Annotated in this window: 25 protein-coding genes and 1 pseudogene; 17 read left to right on the forward strand and 9 right to left on the reverse strand. The window is 41.4% G+C overall.

The features are described from left to right. Positions 1–80: 80 nt before the first annotated feature. From FHW89_RS27485 to FHW89_RS27500, 4 genes are all read left to right on the forward strand, one after another. Entirely contained in the window at positions 81–698 is a 618-nt protein-coding gene (locus FHW89_RS27485) for a hypothetical protein (protein WP_172338249.1), read from the forward strand. Between the two features lie 64 nt (positions 699–762). Further along, on the forward strand, positions 763–1,671 hold the full coding sequence (locus tag FHW89_RS27490) for an ABC transporter ATP-binding protein (RefSeq protein ID WP_172338250.1): 909 nt from the start codon (positions 763–765) through the stop codon (positions 1,669–1,671). 2 nt (positions 1,672–1,673) lie between these two features. Further along, positions 1,674–2,927, forward strand: coding sequence for an ABC transporter permease (locus tag FHW89_RS27495; RefSeq protein ID WP_172338251.1), 1,254 nt, complete (start codon positions 1,674–1,676; stop codon positions 2,925–2,927). Between the two features lie 90 nt (positions 2,928–3,017). Next, positions 3,018–3,944 carry an exopolyphosphatase gene (locus FHW89_RS27500; RefSeq protein ID WP_172338252.1) on the forward strand — a complete coding sequence of 309 codons (927 nt, stop codon included), beginning with the start codon at positions 3,018–3,020 and terminating at the stop codon, positions 3,942–3,944. Here FHW89_RS27500 and FHW89_RS27505 read toward each other — a convergent pair whose 3' ends face one another. Beyond that, on the reverse strand, positions 3,945–4,667 hold the full coding sequence (locus FHW89_RS27505) for a carboxypeptidase-like regulatory domain-containing protein (protein ID WP_172338253.1): 723 nt from the start codon (positions 4,665–4,667) through the stop codon (positions 3,945–3,947). A gap of 136 nt (positions 4,668–4,803) precedes the next feature. Between FHW89_RS27505 and FHW89_RS27510 the strand changes: the two genes are divergently transcribed. From FHW89_RS27510 to FHW89_RS27520, 4 genes and pseudogenes are all read left to right on the forward strand, one after another. Then, positions 4,804–5,235: a DUF1801 domain-containing protein gene (locus FHW89_RS27510; RefSeq protein ID WP_172338254.1), complete on the forward strand. Its 432-nt coding sequence runs from the start codon at positions 4,804–4,806 to the stop codon at positions 5,233–5,235. Positions 5,236–5,250: 15 nt separating this feature from the next. Beyond that, complete coding sequence (locus FHW89_RS29245) at positions 5,251–5,511, forward strand: DUF559 domain-containing protein (RefSeq protein ID WP_216650706.1); 261 nt, start codon at positions 5,251–5,253, stop codon at positions 5,509–5,511. Continuing rightward, positions 5,496–5,612: pseudogene (locus tag FHW89_RS29250) on the forward strand (DUF559 domain-containing protein); the annotation flags it as partial. The gene FHW89_RS29245 and the pseudogene FHW89_RS29250, both read left to right, overlap by 16 nt. Before the next feature lie 241 nt (positions 5,613–5,853). Then, entirely contained in the window at positions 5,854–7,842 is a 1,989-nt protein-coding gene (locus tag FHW89_RS27520) for a M1 family metallopeptidase (RefSeq protein WP_172338255.1), read from the forward strand. Positions 7,843–8,083: 241 nt separating this feature from the next. Here FHW89_RS27520 and FHW89_RS27525 read toward each other — a convergent pair whose 3' ends face one another. Continuing rightward, positions 8,084–9,214, reverse strand: a complete 1,131-nt coding sequence (locus tag FHW89_RS27525; protein ID WP_172338256.1) for a serine hydrolase — start codon at positions 9,212–9,214, stop codon at positions 8,084–8,086. Between the two features lie 85 nt (positions 9,215–9,299). Further along, the gene (locus tag FHW89_RS27530) at positions 9,300–9,869 is read right to left on the reverse strand and encodes a Crp/Fnr family transcriptional regulator (RefSeq protein WP_172338257.1); all 570 of its coding nucleotides are present in this window, start codon (positions 9,867–9,869) and stop codon (positions 9,300–9,302) included. A gap of 570 nt (positions 9,870–10,439) precedes the next feature. Here FHW89_RS27530 and mqnC point away from each other — a divergent pair. From mqnC to FHW89_RS27550, 4 genes are all read left to right on the forward strand, one after another. Continuing rightward, entirely contained in the window at positions 10,440–11,564 is a 1,125-nt protein-coding gene (mqnC, locus tag FHW89_RS27535; protein WP_172338258.1) for a cyclic dehypoxanthinyl futalosine synthase, read from the forward strand. Positions 11,565–11,659: 95 nt separating this feature from the next. After that, on the forward strand, positions 11,660–12,211 hold the full coding sequence (gene scpB / locus FHW89_RS27540; protein WP_172338259.1) for an SMC-Scp complex subunit ScpB: 552 nt from the start codon (positions 11,660–11,662) through the stop codon (positions 12,209–12,211). Positions 12,212–12,338: 127 nt separating this feature from the next. Beyond that, positions 12,339–12,539, forward strand: coding sequence for a hypothetical protein (locus FHW89_RS27545; protein WP_172338260.1), 201 nt, complete (start codon positions 12,339–12,341; stop codon positions 12,537–12,539). A gap of 84 nt (positions 12,540–12,623) precedes the next feature. Continuing rightward, on the forward strand, positions 12,624–13,742 hold the full coding sequence (locus FHW89_RS27550) for a GNAT family N-acetyltransferase (RefSeq protein WP_172338261.1): 1,119 nt from the start codon (positions 12,624–12,626) through the stop codon (positions 13,740–13,742). Positions 13,743–13,771: 29 nt separating this feature from the next. Here FHW89_RS27550 and FHW89_RS27555 read toward each other — a convergent pair whose 3' ends face one another. Next, positions 13,772–14,113, reverse strand: a complete 342-nt coding sequence (locus FHW89_RS27555; RefSeq protein ID WP_172338262.1) for a helix-turn-helix domain-containing protein — start codon at positions 14,111–14,113, stop codon at positions 13,772–13,774. 309 nt (positions 14,114–14,422) lie between these two features. Between FHW89_RS27555 and FHW89_RS27560 the strand changes: the two genes are divergently transcribed. Both FHW89_RS27560 and FHW89_RS27565 read left to right on the forward strand, forming a co-directional pair. After that, on the forward strand, positions 14,423–14,830 hold the full coding sequence (locus FHW89_RS27560; RefSeq protein ID WP_172338263.1) for an Rrf2 family transcriptional regulator: 408 nt from the start codon (positions 14,423–14,425) through the stop codon (positions 14,828–14,830). A 54-nt stretch (positions 14,831–14,884) separates the two neighbouring features. Next, on the forward strand, positions 14,885–15,538 hold the full coding sequence (locus tag FHW89_RS27565; RefSeq protein WP_172338264.1) for an NAD(P)-dependent oxidoreductase: 654 nt from the start codon (positions 14,885–14,887) through the stop codon (positions 15,536–15,538). A 110-nt stretch (positions 15,539–15,648) separates the two neighbouring features. On the opposite strand, the gene prmA is transcribed toward FHW89_RS27565, so the two are convergent. From prmA to FHW89_RS27590, 5 genes are all read right to left on the reverse strand, one after another. Beyond that, the gene (gene prmA / locus FHW89_RS27570; RefSeq protein ID WP_172338265.1) at positions 15,649–16,485 is read right to left on the reverse strand and encodes a 50S ribosomal protein L11 methyltransferase; all 837 of its coding nucleotides are present in this window, start codon (positions 16,483–16,485) and stop codon (positions 15,649–15,651) included. Positions 16,486–16,521: 36 nt separating this feature from the next. After that, the gene (locus FHW89_RS27575) at positions 16,522–16,995 is read right to left on the reverse strand and encodes a hypothetical protein (protein ID WP_172338266.1); all 474 of its coding nucleotides are present in this window, start codon (positions 16,993–16,995) and stop codon (positions 16,522–16,524) included. A gap of 137 nt (positions 16,996–17,132) precedes the next feature. After that, positions 17,133–17,897: a triose-phosphate isomerase gene (gene tpiA / locus FHW89_RS27580; RefSeq protein WP_172338267.1), complete on the reverse strand. Its 765-nt coding sequence runs from the start codon at positions 17,895–17,897 to the stop codon at positions 17,133–17,135. Positions 17,898–18,054: 157 nt separating this feature from the next. Beyond that, complete coding sequence (locus tag FHW89_RS27585; protein WP_172338268.1) at positions 18,055–19,239, reverse strand: GlmU family protein; 1,185 nt, start codon at positions 19,237–19,239, stop codon at positions 18,055–18,057. Between the two features lie 66 nt (positions 19,240–19,305). Beyond that, positions 19,306–19,554 (reverse strand): type B 50S ribosomal protein L31, encoded by a 249-nt coding sequence (locus FHW89_RS27590; RefSeq protein WP_166087813.1) that lies wholly within the window; start codon positions 19,552–19,554, stop codon positions 19,306–19,308. A gap of 471 nt (positions 19,555–20,025) precedes the next feature. On the opposite strand from FHW89_RS27590, the gene FHW89_RS27595 reads away from it, so the two are divergent. The 3 genes from FHW89_RS27595 (at position 20,026) to FHW89_RS27605 (ending at position 22,244) form a co-directional block, all read left to right on the forward strand. Then, a complete protein-coding gene (locus FHW89_RS27595; protein ID WP_172338269.1) occupies positions 20,026–21,237 on the forward strand; it encodes an IscS subfamily cysteine desulfurase in 1,212 nt (403 codons plus the stop codon). Between the two features lie 130 nt (positions 21,238–21,367). Then, positions 21,368–21,781 carry a Fe-S cluster assembly scaffold IscU gene (gene iscU / locus FHW89_RS27600; protein ID WP_076378185.1) on the forward strand — a complete coding sequence of 138 codons (414 nt, stop codon included), beginning with the start codon at positions 21,368–21,370 and terminating at the stop codon, positions 21,779–21,781. A gap of 136 nt (positions 21,782–21,917) precedes the next feature. After that, a complete protein-coding gene (locus FHW89_RS27605; RefSeq protein ID WP_172338270.1) occupies positions 21,918–22,244 on the forward strand; it encodes an iron-sulfur cluster assembly accessory protein in 327 nt (108 codons plus the stop codon). The last annotated feature ends 131 nt before the right edge of the window (positions 22,245–22,375 follow it).

A 22,375-nucleotide genomic window follows, 5' to 3' on the forward strand; every position in this document is an offset into this window, starting at 1 on the left:
AAAAAGCCGGGGCGCTAATAATCCCAACTTTTTCATTTTTAGATTATTAGTTTATAAATTGCATATCTAAACCAGTAGCCATGAACAACCCTCCCGCCGTAAAAATTGGTATCATCATCGCGTTTATACAAATTGCCATTCACATTTCATTTCTGTATATCATCATGAACTTTGGCTTACCGAACACGTATTTAAATGTTCTCCTATCTATATTCACCGTTGCGGCTTATTCCATAGTGATATATTTTTTGAGGGCCACATTGGTTTACTTTGATGAAAAACGAAGTATAGTTAACGCCTTCAGTATCTATCTTGGGCTTAATATTGCGCTTTTTCTCGCCGGTACAGCTATTAGTTACCTGGCAAAGGATTATCATTTATTTTCCTATGCCATCTACCTGTATTATGTAATTGTACTTTATATAGTTGTTCAATCATTTAGAGTGAGCCAACCCGTTATCAAAAGCGGTTTCGCGCTGTTTGCTATAATTTTATTGATCATTACCTTGGGTAATCTGGCCTTGCCTGCTGCTTTTAATTTCTTTAACGTTGATCATCATTTATACGCTTATATCCACCTCTTAAGTATACTGCCTCCAATTGGCGCCATTATTATATTTAATAGTGTAGCAGGTAATAGCACGAAAACCCTTGATCATTTTGACGGAAAACCACTGTTTAAAAGTGATCCATCCTGATCACATGTAACATTTTAAAATACCCCGTATCTAAAGCGTACTTTTAACATCATAAACCAATTACATGTTAAGTATACGCAATATTGTTAAACAATACGCTGGTCACCGGGCTTTGGATGATGTAAGTCTGGAAGTGGAAAGCGGACAAATATTTGGCCTCTTAGGGCCGAATGGCGCGGGTAAAACTTCCCTTATCCGCATTGTAAACCAGATTACCGCTCCGGATTCCGGCGAAGTTTGGTTTAATGGCCAAAAACTCAATCCATCCCATATCGAACGTATCGGTTATCTGCCCGAAGAACGCGGTCTTTACAAAAAAATGGAGATCGGCGAGCAGATGATCTACCTGGCCCGGTTGAAAGGATTGAGCCGGGACGAAGCCAACAAGCGACTCAAGGCCTGGTTTAAAAAACTGGATATGGAGAGTTGGTGGAAAAAGAAAATAGAAGAGCTATCCAAAGGCATGCAGCAAAAAGCCCAGTTTGTGGCTACCGTACTGCATGAACCCGACCTGATCATCCTGGATGAACCATTCAGTGGTTTCGATCCGGTGAATGCCGAGGTGATCAAAGATGAGATCCTGGAGTTGAATAAAAAGGGGGCTACTATCTTGTTCTCCACCCATCGTATGGAATCGGTAGAGGAGCTTTGCGATTCGATAGCGCTTATCCATAAATCGCACAAAATACTGGATGGCAAGGTTAAACACATCCGCAACTCATACCGCAATGATGTTTACCTGGTGGAATATTCGGGCCAATTATTAACCTTTGAAAACGGACAACCTTTTGACCAGATCGGCGAAACCATCAGCGACGATGACCGGCATACCATCAGGATCAAACTCCAGGATGGCCGCAGCTCCAATGATGTGCTGCAATACCTTATCCCCCAAACCCGGGTAACCATGCTGCAGGAAGTGATACCCAGCATGAATGATATTTTTATTGAAAAAGTAAACCTAATGTCTTAACCATGAATAAAGTTTTGCTCATTATACAACGGGAATATTTGACCCGCGTACGAAAGAAATCATTCATCATCATGATATTTGTGGTGCCACTACTTATCCTGGTGATGGGTGGCGCTATTGCCATGATAGCTAAAAACAGCGATCAACTGACCAACCTGCAGGTAGTGAACGTGGTTGACAATACAGGTACTTTTGCAAAAAAGCTGCACGATGTACCCAATATAAAATTCACCATCACTCATCACGATATCAATGAGGCTAAAGCGCTATCGAAAAAGGATGAGAATATCTCTACCCTGTATATCCCGGAAGGCTACCCTCAAAAAGGTAACATTCAAATTTTTGCCAAAAAGAAATCACCTATCCAGCTTACAGATGAGATCCAGAAGCAATTGAATGATATTGATTTCAACAACAGGATGATCCAGCATCATATTGACACCGCAGCTATTCATTCTATCAAAAAATCCGACATCGCTGTTAACGCCGTTGAAATTACCGACAAAGGCGACAAGGACGCCAACGTTGGCGCCAATATTGCCGTTAGTGTAGCCTGTGCTATACTGATATACCTTTCGCTTTTTATTTATGGCGGCCAGGTAATGCGTGGTGTTATTGAAGAAAAAACAAGCCGCATTATTGAGGTGGTTATTTCATCGGTTAAACCATTTCAGTTAATGCTGGGTAAGATTATTGGTGTGGGACTGGTAGGTTTAACACAATTTGGGGCATGGATAATTTTATCCATCATATCATCAAAAATAGCCGGTCACGCTTTCAATTCGCCGCAAAGCCCTATGACTGGCGCTTTGGCGGCGCTTCAAAATATACAGTTTGGGTATATACTGGGTTGCTTTTTGTTCTACTTTTTAACCGGTTACCTGTTGTACAGCGCTTTGTTTGCCGCGGTGGGCTCGGCTGTGGATAGCGAAACAGAAACCCAGCAATTCATGTTTCCCATTACCATGCCGCTCCTGTTCACCTATATTTTATCGGTATCGGTGTTATTCAGAGCACCAGACAGTGCGCTGGCAGTTTGGCTTTCCATAATACCGTTTACCGCTCCTGTGGCTATGATGGTACGTTTGCCTTTTGACCCGCCGGGATGGCAATTGGCCATTTCTATGTCATTAATGGTGATAGGTTTCTTGTTTACCACCTATGTTGCAGCGCGCATATACCGGGTTGGTATCCTGATGTACGGTAAAAAAGTAAGCTTTAAAGAGCTGGGTAAATGGTTCTTTTATAAAGAGTAAGGAAGGTGAAAGATGAAAGGTAGTCAAAAAGAGCTTTCATTTTTATCTTTGCTTTTGTCCTTTTACCTTTAAGAGCATTATCTTAGCCGCATGAGTAAACGCGTTGCTGTAATGGATTTGGGTACCAATACTTTCCACCTGCTTATTGTGGAGGGTACGATAGATAATTATCAGGAAATTGCACATGACCAGGAGCCAGTAAAGCTGGGCGAAGGCGGCATTAACAAAGGCTATATTTTACCTGAGGCCTTTGCACGCGGTATAAAAACCATGCAGCATTTTCAGGAGCAGATCAGTGCTAATGCGGTGCAACAGGTAAGAGCCATGGCAACGTCGGCGCTGCGCAGCGCATCAAACGGAACGGATTTTATCAACGAGGTAAAAACCCAAACTGGTATCAGCATCGAAATCATTAACGGCGACCAGGAAGCCGCTTTTATTTATGAAGGGGTAAAAATCAGCGGTTGTTTATCGGCCAAAAACTCCCTCATTATGGATATTGGCGGCGGTAGCGTTGAATTTATCCTGGGCAATGCCGATCATATTATCTGGAAACAAAGCTTTGAAATTGGCGCGGCCCGCTTAATGGATCTTTTTCATCGAACCGACCCTATTCCACCAGCCTCTATCGAGGCGCTGGATGTGTATCTGCAGGATAACCTCACCGATCTGTTTGCTGCGGTTGAGGGTCATGAGCTGGATACACTCATCGGTTCATCTGGCGTGTTTGAATCTTTTGCCGCGCTTATCGAAACAGAAAAAGGTCACTCCTTCGATCTTAAAACCACCAAAACTTATAGCTTTGACTACGAAGAGCTCCTGATCGAAACCAATAAAATAGTACAATCAACCCATCTGCAAAGGGCAGGTAATACAGATATTATCCCCGTTAGGGTAGATATGATCGTGGTGGCATCGCTTATTACCCGCTTCATTATACACAAACTTGGCATCCAAAAGGTAATGCTATGTACTAACTCATTAAAAGAGGGCATTTTGGCCGGGATGCTGGATTAATTAAAAAATGCGTTTAATTTTATTCCAGGTTCGCTGAACAAATGATAAACGCCTCACAATCACAACCTCACCCGTAAGTCTGTTGGCGCTTTCTTTCATAATAATGTTATGGAATTGATCTGCCGATGAATTGATCTTTATTTCCTGACTATCAAAACCTATAAAAGAAAAACCAAGCACATCCTCTGGTTTGGCGCCAAACAAAACAAATTTACCATCGGCGCCGGTTACTACACCTGCATTAGATCCCTTAACCCCCACTGTTACACCAGGCAAAGGCTGGTGATTCTCATCCGTAACTTGTCCGCTCACTTTTACATGCTTACTGGTATCCGGTGCGGCTATTTTACCTAATATTTCATTAGAGGTTACCGGTTTAGTTTGCTGGGTAACTACCGGAGGAGATTTGGTTTGTGCCGTAGCCTTATAAAACACGGTTTGGCTCAGCAATCCAATAACCATTACCCACCTTCGCCAGATGTTCGGTTGCAGATTTTTGATATCCAGTCTGTTATTGAGGCTGCTCAGTTGTTCCTGCCCAAACCTGCCGCAAACATCATGACTTGTTGCCAGGTAAGCAATGATCTCATCGTTGCTCATCACGGTAAAATCGGTAACCGTTTTGCAGCATTGCTGGCAGTGTCTGCCCTGGTCAACCGGGGTCATTTGCTGCCATGATTCGTGGCAGGCTTCGGGAATGCTGATATTTTGAATTGGTGTCATGGTATTTATCTTTTATACCATGATGCGATTAATCATCGCATTCCATAAACAGGCATTGAAAAAGGGCAAAAAAATGAATTATTATATATCCAAATTGGCGAAATTTGAGTAAGCATCCCATAATTCAATGTTTCATATGGACATACAAGAACAGATCAAAACGTATATCACCGGCCAGCCCCAACCAAAGCGCAATGATATGCAAGCGTTACACCAGCTTATACTGCAAACTTTACCAGGCTGTAAATTATGGTTCGAGGATGGTAAAAACAGCGAAAATAAAACGGTTAGCAATCCCAATATAGGCTACGGGCATTACACCATAAAATATGCTGACGGGAAAGCCAGGGATTTTTTTCAAATCGGTTTAAGCGCCAACAAAACCGGCATCTCTGTTTATGTGCTTGGGATAAAAGACAAAACATACCTGGCCCAAACCTATGGGAAAGAACTGGGCAAAGCCAGCGTGACCGGCTATTGCATCAGGTTTAAAGCGCTAAAAGATATAAACCCCGATATACTTGCAGCGGCAATACGCTATGGGGTTGAGGCTACGGGTGAAAATTAGATTTTAAATTTAAATATGACATCTATAATTACCCTTTGCCGTGAACTAAGACGACATGAAACTAAAGCAGAGAAAATATTATGGCAGCATCTCAGAAATAGAAGCTTGTACGAAATGAAGTTTTTGCGCCAGCACCCTATCTTGATACAATCAATTTTAGGCAGAAACTTATATTATATTCCTGACTTTTATTACGCAGAAGCCAAATTAGTTATCGAAGCCGACGGCCCGGTTCACCTATTTAAAAAGATTACGATAAAAACAGAGACGAAGTGATGGCAGCCTTAGGGTTACGCATTTTAAGATTCGAAAATAAAGTGATACTAAACAATATTGATGACGTTTTAAACACTATAAAAGCGATCTTATCGCCCTGAAAAGACTCACCCCGGCATCGCTCCGCTTGCCGACCCTCTCTACACCTGCGGTGCAAAGAGGGTTAAGTCATTTTTTATTCTTACATAGTTTCTTAACTTTCCCTTTTTCAACCCTCTTTGTGGCGAAGCCGTAGAGAGGGTGATCCAGCGTAGCGCAGATCGGGTGAGTCTTCTGCATCTTTTTAAAACTCTCTCCCATTTTTACCCTCATCCTTTGTATATTGTGGCCTCAAATTCCCTTATGAAATTAAAATTTACCAGACTTGGCTTGCTTGCTCTTTTCGCTTTGAACGTGCAGGCCCAGCAACGAAAGATCAACCCTAACGATACTACTTCCAACTATAATGCGGCCGAAGCTTTTTCGCCGCAATTTTATACCGATAAGGGTAATGATTTTCATTCGGCCAATGGCAATCCCGGGCCACGATACTGGCAAAACCGGGCCAATTATACCTTAAATGTTAAACTGGATACCGCGGCCAAAACTATTGGCGGTACCGAAACTATCGACTATATCAATAACAGTCCGGATGCTTTACCTTTCCTGTGGTTGCAGATGGATCAGAACACCTATAAAAAAGATGCACGCTCTAACTTCGTAACCGGTTTTGCACCCCAACTGGCCGATCACACCGATGGCTACCAGATCGAATCGGTGGCGGTAGAAGAAGCAGGTGTTACCAAAGAAGTAAAATATGTGGTTACCGATACGCGCATGCAGATCCGTCTGACTAAAGCCGTAGCGGCTAAAGGCAGTATCCGCCTCAAAATCAAATATCATTACACCATACCCGGCGCTTTTGGCGCCCGTACCGATTATACCGATACCAAAAACGGTAAGATCTTTGAAATAGCCCAATGGTTCCCGCGCATGTGTGTATATGATGATAGCCGCGGCTGGGACACGCTGCCATTTTTGGGTAGCGGCGAGTTTTACCTCGATTATGGCGATATCGACTACAGCGTAAACGTACCCTGGGACATGATCGTGGCCGGATCTGGCGAACTACAGAACCCCAAAGAGGTATTGACCGCCAAACAAATAGCACGACTGGAAACCGCCCGCAACAGCGACAAAACCATCATGATTCGCGATCTGGCCGAGGTGAACGATCCGGCGAGCCGCCCGGTGCAAAAAGGCACGCTTACCTGGCACTTTAAGATGCTCAACACCCGCGATGTGGCCTTTGGCGCATCCAAAGCATTTATTTGGGATGCCGCAAGAGTAAACCTGCCCGAAGGCAAAAAATCACTGGCCATGAGCGTTTACCCCGCCGAAAGCTATGGCAATGATGCCTGGGGTCGTGCAACAGAATATCTCAAAAAATCGATCGAATATTTTTCTGAAAAATGGTTTGTGTACCCATACCCCGTTGCCGTAAACGAGGCTGGTATAGCCGGTGGCATGGAATACCCGGGTATTGTGTTTGATGGCATTACCGATAAAGGCGCTGTACTGTACTGGGTAACCGCGCACGAGATTGGTCATAACTGGTTCCCGATGATCGTAGGATCAGACGAGCGCCGTTTTGCCTGGATGGACGAAGGGCTGAACACTTTTATTGATGTGTACGCTTCCGACGCGTTTAACAAAGGCGAGTTTGCGCCCAAACGCGACAGCGAATATGCCGAAAAAGGCGGCAACCCGGCCGATGAGATCATTCCTTTCATCACCGCTCCCGGCTCACCCAGCATCATGACCGCTCCCGATGCCATCGCCGAAAAGTACCGTCACCCCCTTACCTATTTTAAACCGGCTTTCGGCCTGGTTTTACTGCGCGAGCAAATCCTGGGGAAAGATAAATTCGATTATGCTTTCCGCAATTACATCCATCAATGGGCCTATAAACATCCACAGCCCGATGATTTTTTCCGTTCGATGGAAAACGGCGCGGGCGAAGATCTGAGCTGGTTTTGGAAAGGGTGGTTCTACAATAACTGGACGCTCGACCTGGCCCTCATAGATGCCAAACAGGTTGACAGCAAAAATGAGAAAGGCGTAAACATTACCGTAGTAAACAAACAAAAACTGCCTATGCCCTTCACCATCGAAGTAAAATATAAAGACGGCAGCAAAAAACGCACTTACCTACCGGTTGAAACCTGGCTGCAAAACAAACAGATCACCCTTACCCTGCCCGGCACTCAGGACGCCGAAAGCGTAACCCTTGATCCGGACAATGCGCTGCCCGACTTGAATAGAAGTAATAATACACTGAAAGTAAAGTAGTGAATGGTGAGTAGGGAGTGGTGAGTTTTGAGCAGTAAAAAGTAAATAACAAACCCCAACTGTCATCTCGAACGAGGTACGAGGAGAGATCTTATATGATTTGCAATTTAAGCCTTGCATCATGTAGAAGATTTCTCCTCACTTCTCCCCCTTCGTCCATCCCTGTTTGTCGAAATGACAACTTTTTATGGAATTTTGATCTTTCAGTACCCTGACCTGCAAATAAACGCAGGGGCGAAAATTAAACCCTTAAAGAGCTTCTGACAGTTTTAACCAGTTGATGCGTTAACGGCAATGCTACATAATCTGTTGGTTCTTTCCATGACGAGAACTTGGCAATTACCATATCATTAGCCCGGTCAATAAAAAGATTCTGGCCATAAATACCCATAGCAAACATTATTTGGGGTTCATCATTAATCATATACCAACCGTTACGATAGCTCATGTTTTTGCTGATAGGTGCAAAAGCTTTACCCCATTGGCCATTGGCCCAGGCATCACCGTCACCATTGCTTGTGATATCATTTATTAATGATGGGGGTATAATTTCCGTCGAATTATGCATCCCCTCGTTTATAATGAGTTGGCCTACACGGGCAAAATCACGGGCAGTTACGCAAAGTCCACCCGTACATCTTGGTGCCCCGTATTTATCAACCGTTATGTAAGCCTCATTTTCGGCCCCCATTGGCTTCCAGATCAGATCGCTCAATAGTGTATTAAATGAGCGCCCTGTGGCGCATTCAAGGGCCCATCCTAACAGATCGGTATTGGCGGATACGTAACTAAAATTTTGATCCGTTAATTTTCCGGATGACTTCAACCGGGTAAAAAAATCGTGCAAACCCAAAGGCTCATTTCCTTCGGGTACCGGTTCCCAATTTGTCGCTATATCATACTGCTTTTGCTGATCTTCATCCAATACTATCCCGGCACGCATATCCAATAGCTGGCGCAAGGTTACCTGCTGATAGATTGTTCCAATAATTTGCGGAATATAGGCGGAAACGGGAGCGCTCAGATCTATTGCTCCTTGATGTTCAAGAATACCAGCAACAAGCCCAACCACCGCTTTAGTAGCAGACATCAGGATATGCGGGGTATGTTCATCATTACCGTTGGCGTATGCTTCATATACAATTTTACCTTTATGAAGAATAACTACAGCATCAGTTGCCGTAGCCTTTAACAGTTGTTTAAGTATAAATCCCTTGATAGATACCGGAGCGTTTTCCAGCAAATTTTGATGCTGAATATCATTCGCGATGGCTATTGAGGGAATAAATTTTTTAACGTGATGAAAAGACCAGCGGTTAAACGGCCTGGTTTTCCAGTTGTTGATATTGGCCCGGTTTTTTTCCGTAGCCATTGTGGAGTTTGTTAGCATTTCATTAATATTAGAAACACCAAAATTGCGACTACCTTAGCGCATTTTTTTTGCCATATGGCAAAAATTAAATGATCTTTCTTCTAATGCGACTTAAAGAAGATTGCTTAATCCCCAGGTAAGAAGCAAGAGCCGATAAGGGTATCCGGTTTGCCAGGCCTGGATAAATTTTCAGAAATTCCAGGTATCGCGTTGTCGCATCCTGCGTAAGCATATTTTGGCTTACTTTTGATTTATTGGTTAATGCCGTAGCGGTAATTTTTAAAAGAATCTCATTCCAGCCAGGAATTGCATTCGCCAGCCCGGCCATGTCTTTTTTGGAAAAAACCAGCAATTTGCAATTAGCAATAGCCTCAAAACAAACTTCAGATGGTGTTTCGTTATTAAAACTTGAAACGTTTAGCGCAAAATGATATTCCGGTATAAATGCTCTTGTAATATCCTCGCCAATTTCGTTATACCAACAAACCCGTAAAACTCCTTCCATTACAAACCCAAATTGTTTAGCTACCCGGCCAACTTCTAAAAAGCAATCGCCCTTTTTTAAGTTTAATAATTTAGCCTTGCTGGTTATCAATTCAATATGCTGCCCACTAAGTGTACTGTATTTTGATAAACAATTTATAAACTCTTCCATTATTCACAACTTTATCATAACCAAATACTAAATTACGTGAAGTATGTATAAATGAGTTATCAAAATGCTTAAATTAAAAAAGCCCTTAAATCATAATCAGGCATTCGCTACTGCAAAGCCCCGGCCTTTAACTTATATAAGCTAAGGGCCCGTTATAATTATCTGATAATTTTTTTGTATATTGTATAAAATACCAGCCCGGTTCTCCATTAACGAGAACCGGGCTGTTTAGTTAAAAATAAAAAGAGCACAAAAACCGATCGCGTGGTATTTAGTTATTTGACAATCAATAAATTAATACTTTTTAAAGTTTTAAAAGTGCGTCAAAACAGTGTTCAAATTTGTTAAAAAGTGTTAAAATCGATGTTTTTAATAAATTTTGAGCCGTTTTTATCTCGGTTTTGAAGCGAAAAGTGTTAAAATTTGAGGTTTAAAAAGGTTTCTCCGGAGGAAATATTTTTAAGATGCATGGAATCCTAAAAATAAATTTCAAAAACAGCAAACTCATTAATTTGTCAATCTTACTATCCACATGAAACTATTCATCGTCTAAAACTTTATCTTTGTTAAATGAACACAGCCGATCTGTTGCAACGCGCTTTGCGGTTTGATTTTTTAACCCAGGACGAAGGGGTTTATCTATATAATAATGCCTCTACTGCCGATTTGATGTATACCGCCAACGAACTGCGTAAAAAGCAGGTTCCGCATGGCAAGGTTACCTGGCAGATAGACCGCAATGTGAACACGACCAATGTTTGTATCGCCAATTGCAAGTTCTGCAACTTTTTCCGCAGACCTGGCCATGAGGATAGCTACATCACTGATATCGAGACCTATAAAAAGAAAATTGAGGAAACTTTCCGCTATGGTGGCGATCAGTTGCTGCTGCAAGGAGGTCACCACCCCGATCTGGGTCTTCAGTTTTATACTGATCTGTTCAGGGAGTTGAAACAGCTGTATCCTAAGCTAAAACTACACTCATTAGGTCCGCCGGAGATAGCGCACGTAGCCAAACTAGAAGGTATGGCTCATATAGATGTGCTGAGGGCCATGAAAGAGGCCGGACTTGATTCATTACCTGGCGCTGGTGCCGAGATATTGAATGATCGTGTTCGCCGCCTGATATCTAAAGGTAAATGCGGTGGTAAAGAGTGGCTGGATGTGATGCGCGCTGCCCATCAGCTTAACTTGCCTACATCAGCTACCATGATGTTTGGCCATATCGAAACTATCGAAGAACGCTTTGAACACTTGGTTTGGATTCGCGAGGTACAAGCCGAAAAACCCGAAGGTGCATATGGATTTGTGGCCTTTATCCCCTGGCCTTTCCAGGATGACGGCACATTGTTACGCAAAGTTCGTGGCATCACCAATAATGTAACCGGTGATGAATATATCCGCATGATAGCGCTAAGCCGTATTATGCTGCCTAATATCAAAAACATACAGGCCTCATGGCTCACCGTAGGTAAACAGGTGGCACAGATATGTTTACATGCCGGTGCCAATGATTTTGGCTCTATCATGATCGAAGAAAATGTGGTATCAGCAGCGGGGGCTCCCCACAGGTTTACCGCCAAAGGCATCCAGGATTCTATCAAAGAAGCTGGCTTTGAGCCACAACTACGTACCCAGAAATATGATTGGCGCGACATTCCCGCCGAAATTGAAGAACAGGTTATTAACTATTAAAGTGAGTGGTGAATAGGGAGTGGTGAGTGGAAAATAGGAGTTACCTAACCATTCACCATTCACCATTCACCATTCGCCACTCACCACTCACCAACATGGAGCATCATATAGAGGCATTAATTTTCGCGTCGGAGCAAGGTATTCGTACGGAGGAGATCATGTACTGTCTCCAGGCGGCCTTTGAGCGTGATTTCACTGCCGACGAGGTGAATGAAAGCTTAACAGCTATCAAAAACAAGTATAGTGATGACAGCCTGGCCATTGAGTTGGTAAAAATCAACAATGGGTACCAATTTCTCACCAAAAAACAATACCACCCGGTTATTAACTTATTACAGCTGCAGCGTTCCAAAAAAAGGTTAAGTCAGGCTGCTTTAGAAACACTGGCTATTATTGCCTACAAGCAGCCGGTAACCAAAACCGATGTGGAGCAGATACGCGGTGTAAATTGTGATTATTCGATACAAAAATTGCTGGAAAAAGACCTGATCGCTATAATTGGGAAGTCGGAAGGCGTAGGAAAACCCATTTTATATGGCACCAGCGGCATGTTTATGGACTACTTTGGTATAAATAGCATAGATGAATTACCTCAGATTAAGGATTTTACAACCAACACCGTGGCCATAGGCGAACAAACAGAATAATTTTAAAAGATATTTTTAATAAAAATGATTTTAATTATTTTTACTACTGAATTAGCCGCCAGAATAAAAACAACCTAAGGCCGATTTAAATTATATTGATAAAGTTTTACTAAAAAAATCCGTTACAATGGGAACGCCAAAAAAACCGAGCACTAAAAAGATCGACAACTCAGAAGACGAAAATGATGACGATGATGATCTATCGCTTACTCCGAAAAAGAAAAAAGTGATTGATGAGGATGAGGATGATTATGATCTACCTTTAGATGATGACCTGGGCAGAGGAGGATACGAGTCTTTTGACGATGACGACGACGACGACTTTTAATTTTTAAGATACACCCATTTACAAAAGCATTCAGTGGCATGCCCTGGATGCTTTTTTTTATATTTGGCCGTCAGCAACATCCCTATGACCATTACAGAAGTAAAAAAAACAGTCACTAAAAAAGCATTCTTAAACGTAGCCCGTATTATTTATAAAGATGATAAAACGTGGGTTTGTCCGCTTGATAATGATATTGAAGCTGTATTTGATCCGGCAAAAAACAACTTTCACCAGGATGGAAAATGCACCCGCTGGATACTTACCGATGATAACAACCAATTAATTGGCCGTGTGGCTGCATTCATCAATAATAAAAAGGCTTATCATTACGAACAGCCAACCGGTGGGATGGGCTTTTTTGAATGTATTGATAACCAGGATGCTGCTTTTCTATTGTTCGATACTGCTAAAAAATGGCTGCAGGATAACGGCATGCAAGCTATGGACGGCCCTATCAATTTTGGCGAGAACGATAACTTCTGGGGATTACTGGTAGAGGGCTTTACCCATCCCTCCTACGGGATGAATTACAATCCTCCCTACTATAAGGCCTTTTTTGAAGCTTATGGTTTTAAAACCCTTTACGAACAGATCACCAATCACCTGGATGTGCATAAGCCTTTTTCAGAGCGGTTCACTAAAATTGCTAATTGGGTGATCAAAAAACCGGGGTATGATTTCCGGCATTTCCGGGTAAAGGAAATGGAAAAATTTGCCGCCGATTTTATAGAGATATACAATGATGCCTGGCGCGATTTTGAAAATTTCGTCCCCATAACGCATGCTACCATCGCCGAAAGCTTTGAGAAGATGAAACCCCTGATGGATGAAAAACTCATCTGGTTTGCCTATATCGACGATGAACCAGCCTCATTTATCATCATTTTACCCGATGCCAATCAGATGCTTAAACCACTTAACGGAAAGTTAAACCTGATCGGCAAACTTAAATTTTTGTATTACCGCTGGAAGGGTGTATCCCGTATGCGTGCCATTGTAATGGGCACCAAACAAAAATTCCAGAAGCATGGTTTGGAATCGGCTATATTTATCAAGTTAAAGGAATACGTTTTGCCTTTAAAGCAATATAATGAGCTGGAACTATCGTGGGTTGGGGATTTTAACGAGAAAATGATAGCTATCCACAGTGCGGTAGGAGCCACATTTGGCAAAAAGCATTTAACAATGCGTTATATTTTTTAACTAGCCCGGCATTACACCGGGCGTTAAAATTATGCTGTAGCTTTGGAGTGCCTTAATTCTTCGAATAATTCGATCACTTTCTTTTGCAGATCGATAACCTCTGTTTCCCGATCCATCAACCGTTTATTAACGGTTTCAAGTTCATTAACAAATTTCTGATCATGCTCAGCATCATTAAAGGTAAGCAATTGAACAACAGACATTTCGAACAAAGTTGCAATTTGTTCAAGTCTCGATAAATTGATGTCAGTTATTCCGGTTTCAATCTTTGAAAAGGCCGGAATAGAGATATCTAATCGTTTTGCAACATCTTCCTGGCTCCACCCTTTTTGATGACGTAACAGTCTGATTTTTTTCCCAAGTGTTTTCATGTAAGTTTAATAATAGTAATAGTTAGGTTTCGCGAAAGTTAATTACTTTACAATAGTATTTATTATTACGCTAATTATCAACTAATTTGCATTTTTTTTTATTTAAAAGTGAAACTTTTTTAAACAATCTTCGTTTAAGGTTTTTTTGCTGCACAGAAGTGTATTCTTAACAATCATTAAATCAGCACATTAATTCTTAATTAAGTTATTATTTATCAGCAAAAAGTAATTTAATGTTAATATAATCAAAATCCTCATTGTTATAAAATTATAAATCCTACTTTTGTACTGTAACTTTTTTAATTACAGATGAACGGGCAATTTCAGATAGCAATCCATATCCTCACCCTTCTTGACCAGGCGGGCGATGATCTGTTATCGTCTGAGTATATTGCCGGCAGCATCAACATAAACCCGGTATTGGTGCGTAAAGAAATACGAAACCTGCGCAACTACGGATTGATCAACAGTAAAGAAGGGAAAACCGGCGGATATAGCCTGGCAAAAGCTTCAGCCAAAATTGTATTGGCCGATGTATACAAGGCAGTAAAAAGCCACCCGGCGCTGGGACAGGCAAAAAATCTCCCAAATCCCGCCTGTGCTGTTGGCCGCCAAATCAATCAACACCTGGATGATTTGGCTGCCGAAGTAGATACGGCCATCGTTGGTAAATTAACTAAAATTACCCTGGCAGATTTTAGCCAAAAATTTAAATAATTTTTTTTAAACAAAACTGTAACAAATTAAATTACATATAAAAACAAATCCATTATGAAATTAGCATTGATAGGCGCCACAGGCAATGTAGGCCAAACCATTTTAAAAGAAGCCTTATTACGCGGACACGAGGTAACCGCTATTGCCCGCGACCCCAAAAAACTAAATATCACCAACAGTAAATTAACCATAAAAGCTGTTGACGTATTTAATGTTGATAGCCTGGCTGATGTACTTAAAGGTCATGACGCTGTAATTAGCGCTTACAACTCTGGTTGGACAAACCCTAACATCTATGATGATTTTATCGCAGGTTCTGAAGCTATCCAGCAAGCGGTAAAGCAATCAGGTGTTAAGCGCCTGTTGGTTATTGGAGGCGCAGGAAGCCTGGAAATAGCCCCTGGTCTTCAACTGGTTGATTCTCCTAACTTTCCTGCAGCTTACAAACCAGGCGCCTCTGCAGCACGTGATTATTTAAACATCCTTCGCAAAGAAGAAGATCTGGATTGGACATTTTTAAGTCCGGCGATTAATATGCACCCTGATGCGCACGGCGAACCCACCAGGAAATTCCGTTTAGGTACCGATCAACCGGTATTTAATGAAAAAGGAGAAAACAATATTCTTATTGAGGACCTCGCTGTAGCAGTTATTGATGAACTGGAAAATAACCAGTTTATCAAACGGAGGTTTACTCTGGGTTACTAATAGTCCTTCTTTACTTGTCATGCTGAGCGCAGCGAAGCATCTATTAGCTGACATACATAAGCGTCGATAGATCCTTCACTGCGTTCAGGATGACATATTAAAAGAGTTTGCTACTTTACAAACTTGGCAGCTACCCAGTCATTCGTTTTTTTGTGGCTGATGTATTTTAAGCCATGTTTCCGCGCCTCATCGGTAATGATCTCCAGGTCTGGCGACTCATAGAAACCACTGAAATAAATTTCTCCTCCTTGCTTTAACACCTCGGCGTAACGTTCCATTTGATCGAGCAGGATATTACGGTTAATATTGGCCAGGATAATATCATATTGCTCATTCGGGATCACTTCTTTTGAGCCACACAACGGAGTGATATTGGTTATATGATTAAGGGCAGAATTTTCGATAGTACTGTCATAGCATACCGAATCATAATCTATCGCGGCAATTTCGGCAGCGTTCAGTTTAGCGGCCATAATGGCCAGGATACCTGTACCACAACCCATATCCAGTACTTTTTTACCAGCGAAATCATTTTCCAGGATCAATTCCAGCATCATAGATGTGGTTTGATGGTGCCCTGTACCAAAAGCCATCTTCGGATCGATCACGATCTCATAAGGAAACTCAGGCTTAGCCGGGTGAAAAGTAGCGCGCACGTATATTTTATCCCCTATCTCTATCGGTTCAAAATTACTTTCCCATACTTCGTTCCAATTTTTTTGTGGAATAAGAGTTATCTCATAACTAAAGGTGAACATATCCTGGTAGGGCAACAATTGCTCTTTCAATTGCTGTTCATTGAAATCATCGGTCGGTATATATGCCTTAAACCCAAATTCCAGTTCTTCAAAAGTATCAAAACCAATCTCGCCCAGAGCATTGATCAGCAGGTCCTGCTGATAATCTTCGGTAGTAATGGTGGTAAAAAGTAATTCGTAATAGTTCATTATTAATGATTAGTAAAATCAGGGGTGAGTATTTCTTTACACCGGGGTTTCAACCGCTTCTGGCATTGGTGTTTTGGCAAACTTGCGCCTGTCCATCAAAAACAAAATGACAAAGGTAATTACCCAGTAAAAAAGCTGAATTTCTGATAAATACCACCAAAAGCTATAGAAAGGCTTAGTCCCTTCGGCCTGATCCCATATAATGTAGCTGATAGAGCCCGCAAAGGCTATACAAACTACCGCAATACAAACCCCGATAATTAAACGCGCTTTGAAGCTTTTTACAGCGTAGTTATCCCATAAGGGCACTACGATGAGGTACTGAGTTAAAATGCCAACCGCAAGTAACAGAGGCCAGAAAAGGTGAAAGTAAGCCATTAAACTGTATAAATTACCATCACCTATCTCAATCAGCTTCATGGGGTGACTGGGCATATTATACTCAACCACGGCCCAATAAATGCCGAAATCAATTAAGATGGGTAAAATAACTTTTAACAGCTTCCTCATGCAGATTTGAGATGTGAGATATTAGATTTGAGATTATTGGATGCTCCATTAAACACCTTAAAGCCTATTCTGTTTCAGGCATAAAAAAGCTTGGTGTTATTTGCCTCATATCCCATATCTCACATCTCTTATCTAATTTAATTGAATACTTTTACAATATCCACAAAATCGCGCGATTTAAGGGAAGCGCCGCCAATTAACCCACCATCAATATCTGGCTGGGCAAACAACTCGGGAGCGTTTTTAGGGTTGCAGCTGCCTCCATATAAAATAGTGGTGTTATCGGCTACTTCCTGGCTGTATTTGGCAACAATCTCCTTACGGATAAACGCGTGAATTTCCTGTGCTTGTTCTGATGACGCGGTTACACCTGTGCCAATAGCCCAAACTGGTTCATACGCAATAACTAATTTGGAAAAGTGAGCGGCATCCAGGTGAAACACACCTTCAACCAGCTGGCTTTTGATGATATCAAAATGCTGGTTAGCTTCGCGTTCTTGCAGGGTTTCGCCAATGCAAAATATCGGACGAAGATCATTTGCCAGTACAGTATCTATTTTTTTGGCAAGCAATTCATTAGTCTCGCCAAAATACTGGCGGCGTTCTGAGTGGCCCAGGATCACATAAGCGGCACCTATAGATTTGATCATCTTAGCAGATGTTTCGCCGGTATATGCTCCGGATTCCGCCTGGTGGGCGTTCTGCGCCCCTAATGAAACTTTGGTATATCCTTTTGCCAGTTGTACCAGGCTATGCAGATGTATGAACGGACTGCAAATAACCGCTTCCTGTGTACCGGTCACTTCATCTTTTACCATATTGATGATCTCAGAAAATACACCCAAACCTTCATTATAGTCAAGGTTCATTTTCCAGTTACCGGCAACAATTTTTTTTCTCATGATGTTGTTTTTAGTTGATTATGTTTAGTGAGTTTATGCAGTTGATTGGGTTGATTAGGTTGTCTGAATCAGAATTTAAGAATTTTCAAAATTGATAAGCCAAAATCTTGTTAATCCTTAAATTCTGAAAATTCTGATTCAGACAAAATAAATAATACTAAAACCGTCTGTATTCTTCAGTTAATTCAAATATTTTCTTCAATATATCCTGTTCGGTTTCATCAAACGTCCGGTGTTCACGGCGTTCAAAAACTTTTTGCGCGGTTTCGAGCATTTTATGGAGCACGTAAACTTCAAAACCGGCTGCGCCCCCCCATGAAAAATCAGGTACAAAATTACGCGGAAAGCCTGCACCAAAAACATTAGCCCCTACCCCTACTACGCTACCGGTATTGAACATGGTATTGATACCGCATTTGGCATGATCGGCCATGATCAAACCGCAGAATTGCAGTCCTGTTTTACGGAAACGCTGCGTCGTATAATCCCACAGTTTTACCTCTGCATAATTATTTTTGAGGTTGGAGTTATTGGAATCGGCTCCAATATTGCACCATTCACCCAGTACAGAGTTACCCAGGTAGCCTTCATGCCCCTTAGATGAATATCCCCAGATCACCGCGTTATTGATTTCGCCGCCAACTCGTGAATATGGCCCAACCGTTGTAGCGCCATATATCTTTGTCCCCATTTTTACCTGCGAATGTTCGCAAATGGCAAAAGGGCCGCGAATGTGGGTACCTTCCCAAACTTCGGTATTGCCGGATAAATATATTGGCCCGTTGGTGGTATTAAATGTAGAACATTCGGCAACCGCGCCTTCTTCGGCAAAAAAATCATTACCGATAATTACGTTTGTGCTGCTTACAACCGCACTCGTACGTCCTTTGGTAAGCAATTGAAAATCCTTACGCAATTCAATATCATTCTTGCTGAAAATATCCTCCGGATAACGGATAGCCACAAAAAGGCTTGTATAACTAATTACGCTACCAAACCCGGCTTCCGGATCAAAATTGCCCGCGTCGGTTTGATTTAGCCTTACAGCCAGCAGTAAGTCGTTATATTTAAGCGCCTGCCCGGTTTGCAGTTTATCGATAGCCTCCAGCAGGTTTTCATCCGGGCAAACGGCTCCGTTTATAAATAAATTATCAGTACCGATCCTGGCAGGATATTTAGCCTGTAAGTAATCGGCAGTATGAAAAGAAGATGTTGTATTTAAATGTCTTGCCCACTTTTCGGCTATAGTTAATATCCCCAACCGCAAATCAGCAACAGGCCGGGTATGTGTCAGGGGTAATAGCGTTTGGCGTGCGTTATCGTCAAAAAGAATAATAGACATGGCACAAAAATAAAAAAAGTCGCCCGATGTATCGGGCGACTTGTAAATATTTAATTCAACAAAAAATTATTTTTTGTTGTAACGTGAGCGGAATTTATCGATACGTCCTGCAGTATCAACCAGTTTCATTTTACCGGTGTAGAAAGGGTGAGATGTATGCGAAATTTCTAATTTCACTAATGGATACTCGTTACCGTCTTCCCATTTTACTGATTCACGGGTATCGATGCAAGATTTAGTTATGAAAGAATAGTCGTTTGACATGTCTTTAAATACAACTAATCTATAGTTTGATGGATGCAGATCTTTTTTCATTATATATAAACTTATACCTTCTGTACTTTTTAAAAGAGGCGCAAATATAATTAAAAATTCAAAATTAAAAAGTCAAAAAGCTAAAAGTTTTATTTGATGTCAAAATCAACCAATAGCACCCGGGAACTACTTGTTATTGAGCACAAAACACATCTCAGCTTTATTTTAATTTACTTCAGACCACAGCCCTATCAATATTTATTTACTCTTTTAAAGTATAAAAAAAACCACTTATTGATTATGAGCTCCTGACTTTGGGTCATCCCTTAACTATACAAATCCGTCTTTTTTAATGACTTTTCATATATATTATCGCCAGTTGCCATATCATTTATAGCAATACTTACACACCTTATCCTGTTCATGTCCAAATATTGTAAATTAAAGGTCAGGATTGATATTTTACCAATTGTTTTGAATGAATTTAAATAAAATCTTGCGTATCTTTGTTCTTGTTAATATACTTAAGATATGAATATCCCAATTTATTTAGATAATAATGCAACAACTCCGATGGATCCACGGGTCCTGGAAGCGATGTTACCTTATTTTAACGAGAAATTCGGTAATGCTGCAAGCCGTAACCATGCTTTTGGATGGGTGGCTGAAGAAGCTGTTGATTATGCACGTGAGCAGGTAGCCAAATTAATCGGCGCATCTGACAAGGAGATCATTTTTACATCGGGCGCTACTGAATCAGATAACCTTGCCATTAAAGGTGTATTTGAAATGTATAAAGATAAAGGTAACCACATTATTACTGCCGTTACCGAGCATAAAGCTGTGCTTGATGCCTGCAAACACGTAGAAAAATTGGGAGGAAAGGTTACTTATCTTCAAGTAAAAGAAGACGGGTTGATCGATCTGGCTGAGCTGGAAAAAAACATGACACCAGAAACCATCCTGGTATCTATCATGTATGGTAATAACGAGATTGGTGTAGTGCAGCCAGTTAAGGAAATTGCAGCCATTGCACACAAACATGGCGCATTGTTTATGACGGATGCTACCCAGGCTGTTGGTAAAATACCTGTTGATGTTAATGCTGATGGTATTGACCTGCTGGCTTTATCGGCACACAAAATATATGGTCCTAAAGGCGTTGGTGCTTTATACGTTCGTCGTAAAGGTCCACGTGTTAAAGTTACAGCTCAAATGGACGGCGGCGGTCACGAACGTGGCATGCGCTCAGGAACTTTAAACGTTCCCGGTATTGTTGGTTTAGGTAAAGCTTGCGAGCTTTGCGGCCAGGAAATGGAAAGCGAAGCAAAACGCCTTTCAGCTTTACGTGATAAACTGCAAAGTGCATTAACTGTATTGGAAGAAAGCTATGTAAATGGTAACGTGGATCACCGCTTGCCACACGTAGCTAACATATCATTCAAATATGTAGAAGGTGAAGGTTTGATGATGGCCATGAAAGATTTGGCTGTATCTTCAGGATCAGCCTGTACATCAGCTTCATTGGAACCATCATATGTACTGAAAAGCTTAGGCTTATCAGATGATCTGGCACACTCGTCTATCCGTTTTGGTTTAGGCAGGTTCACTACCGAAGAAGAAGTTGATTATGCGGTTGAAGTAACCAAAAAAGCGGTTACCCACCTGCGTGAACTATCACCACTTTGGGAAATGTTTAAAGAAGGCATCGACCTTAACTCTATTGAGTGGGCGGAACACTAATAAAATATGCAGATGTGCAGATTAACTGCGTTGAAGACTTCGCCGTTTCAAATGTGCAGATGCTTTAAAAAAACAAAATATTACGAGTTCAGATTATTCACTAACTCACTAATTCAATAATTAAAAGAAAATGGCATATTCAGATAAAGTAATCGATCACTATACTAACCCCCGCAATGTGGGCACTTTGGATAAAAGCAGCCACAAAGTAGGTACCGGTTTAGTAGGTGCCCCTGAGTGCGGCGACGTAATGCGTTTGCAGATACAGGTTGATGATAACAATGTTATCACCGATGCAAAATTTAAAACTTTCGGATGCGGTTCGGCTATCGCTTCTTCATCTTTAGCTACAGAGTGGTTAAAAGGAAAAAGCATCGACGACGCAATGAAAATAGACAACATGGACATCGTTGAAGAATTAGCTTTACCACCGGTAAAAATTCACTGCTCAGTTTTAGCAGAGGACGCTATCAAGGCGGCTATTAATGATTTCCGCGTAAAAAATGGCTTAGCGCCAATTGAAAGCGAAAAAGTACATCATTAATAAGTGTCAGGTAGTTAGTATCAAGTATCACGATTTTGGGTATTGACTAGCTACTTGAAATAAAAAATGGTAAGGTATTTGCGAGACATTTGTCTTGATACATGATACTAATTACTTGATACTAAAAAGAATAACAATGGTAACTGTAACTGATAAAGCAAAAAGTAAAATAGACCACCTGATGCAGGATGCGGGGCTTGATGCCTCTTATTTTCTGCGTGTATCTGTTCAGGGTGGTGGATGTTCTGGTTTATCTTATAATCTTGATTTTGATAACGAAGAAAAAAAGGGTGATCAATTTTTTGAAGATCGTGGCTTGCGTTTCGCGCTCGACATGAAATCGTTCCTTTATCTGGCCGGTACAGAGCTTGATTTTTCTGATGGCTTAAATGGTAAAGGCTTTGCATTCAATAATCCCAATGCCAGTCGTACCTGCGGTTGCGGCGAAAGCTTTTCTGTATAACAATTACCATGAATATATTTAAAAGAGGCTCCAATTTTACACTGCCCCCAAAAAGTTAGACACTTATTGGGGGCATTTTTATGATTAGATACAAGAAGCATAAGACAGAATTTAAGCTAAAGCTCATTAAA

Source organism: Mucilaginibacter sp. SG564, from assembly GCF_013149275.1.
Taxonomy (GTDB): Bacteria; Bacteroidota; Bacteroidia; order Sphingobacteriales; family Sphingobacteriaceae; genus Mucilaginibacter.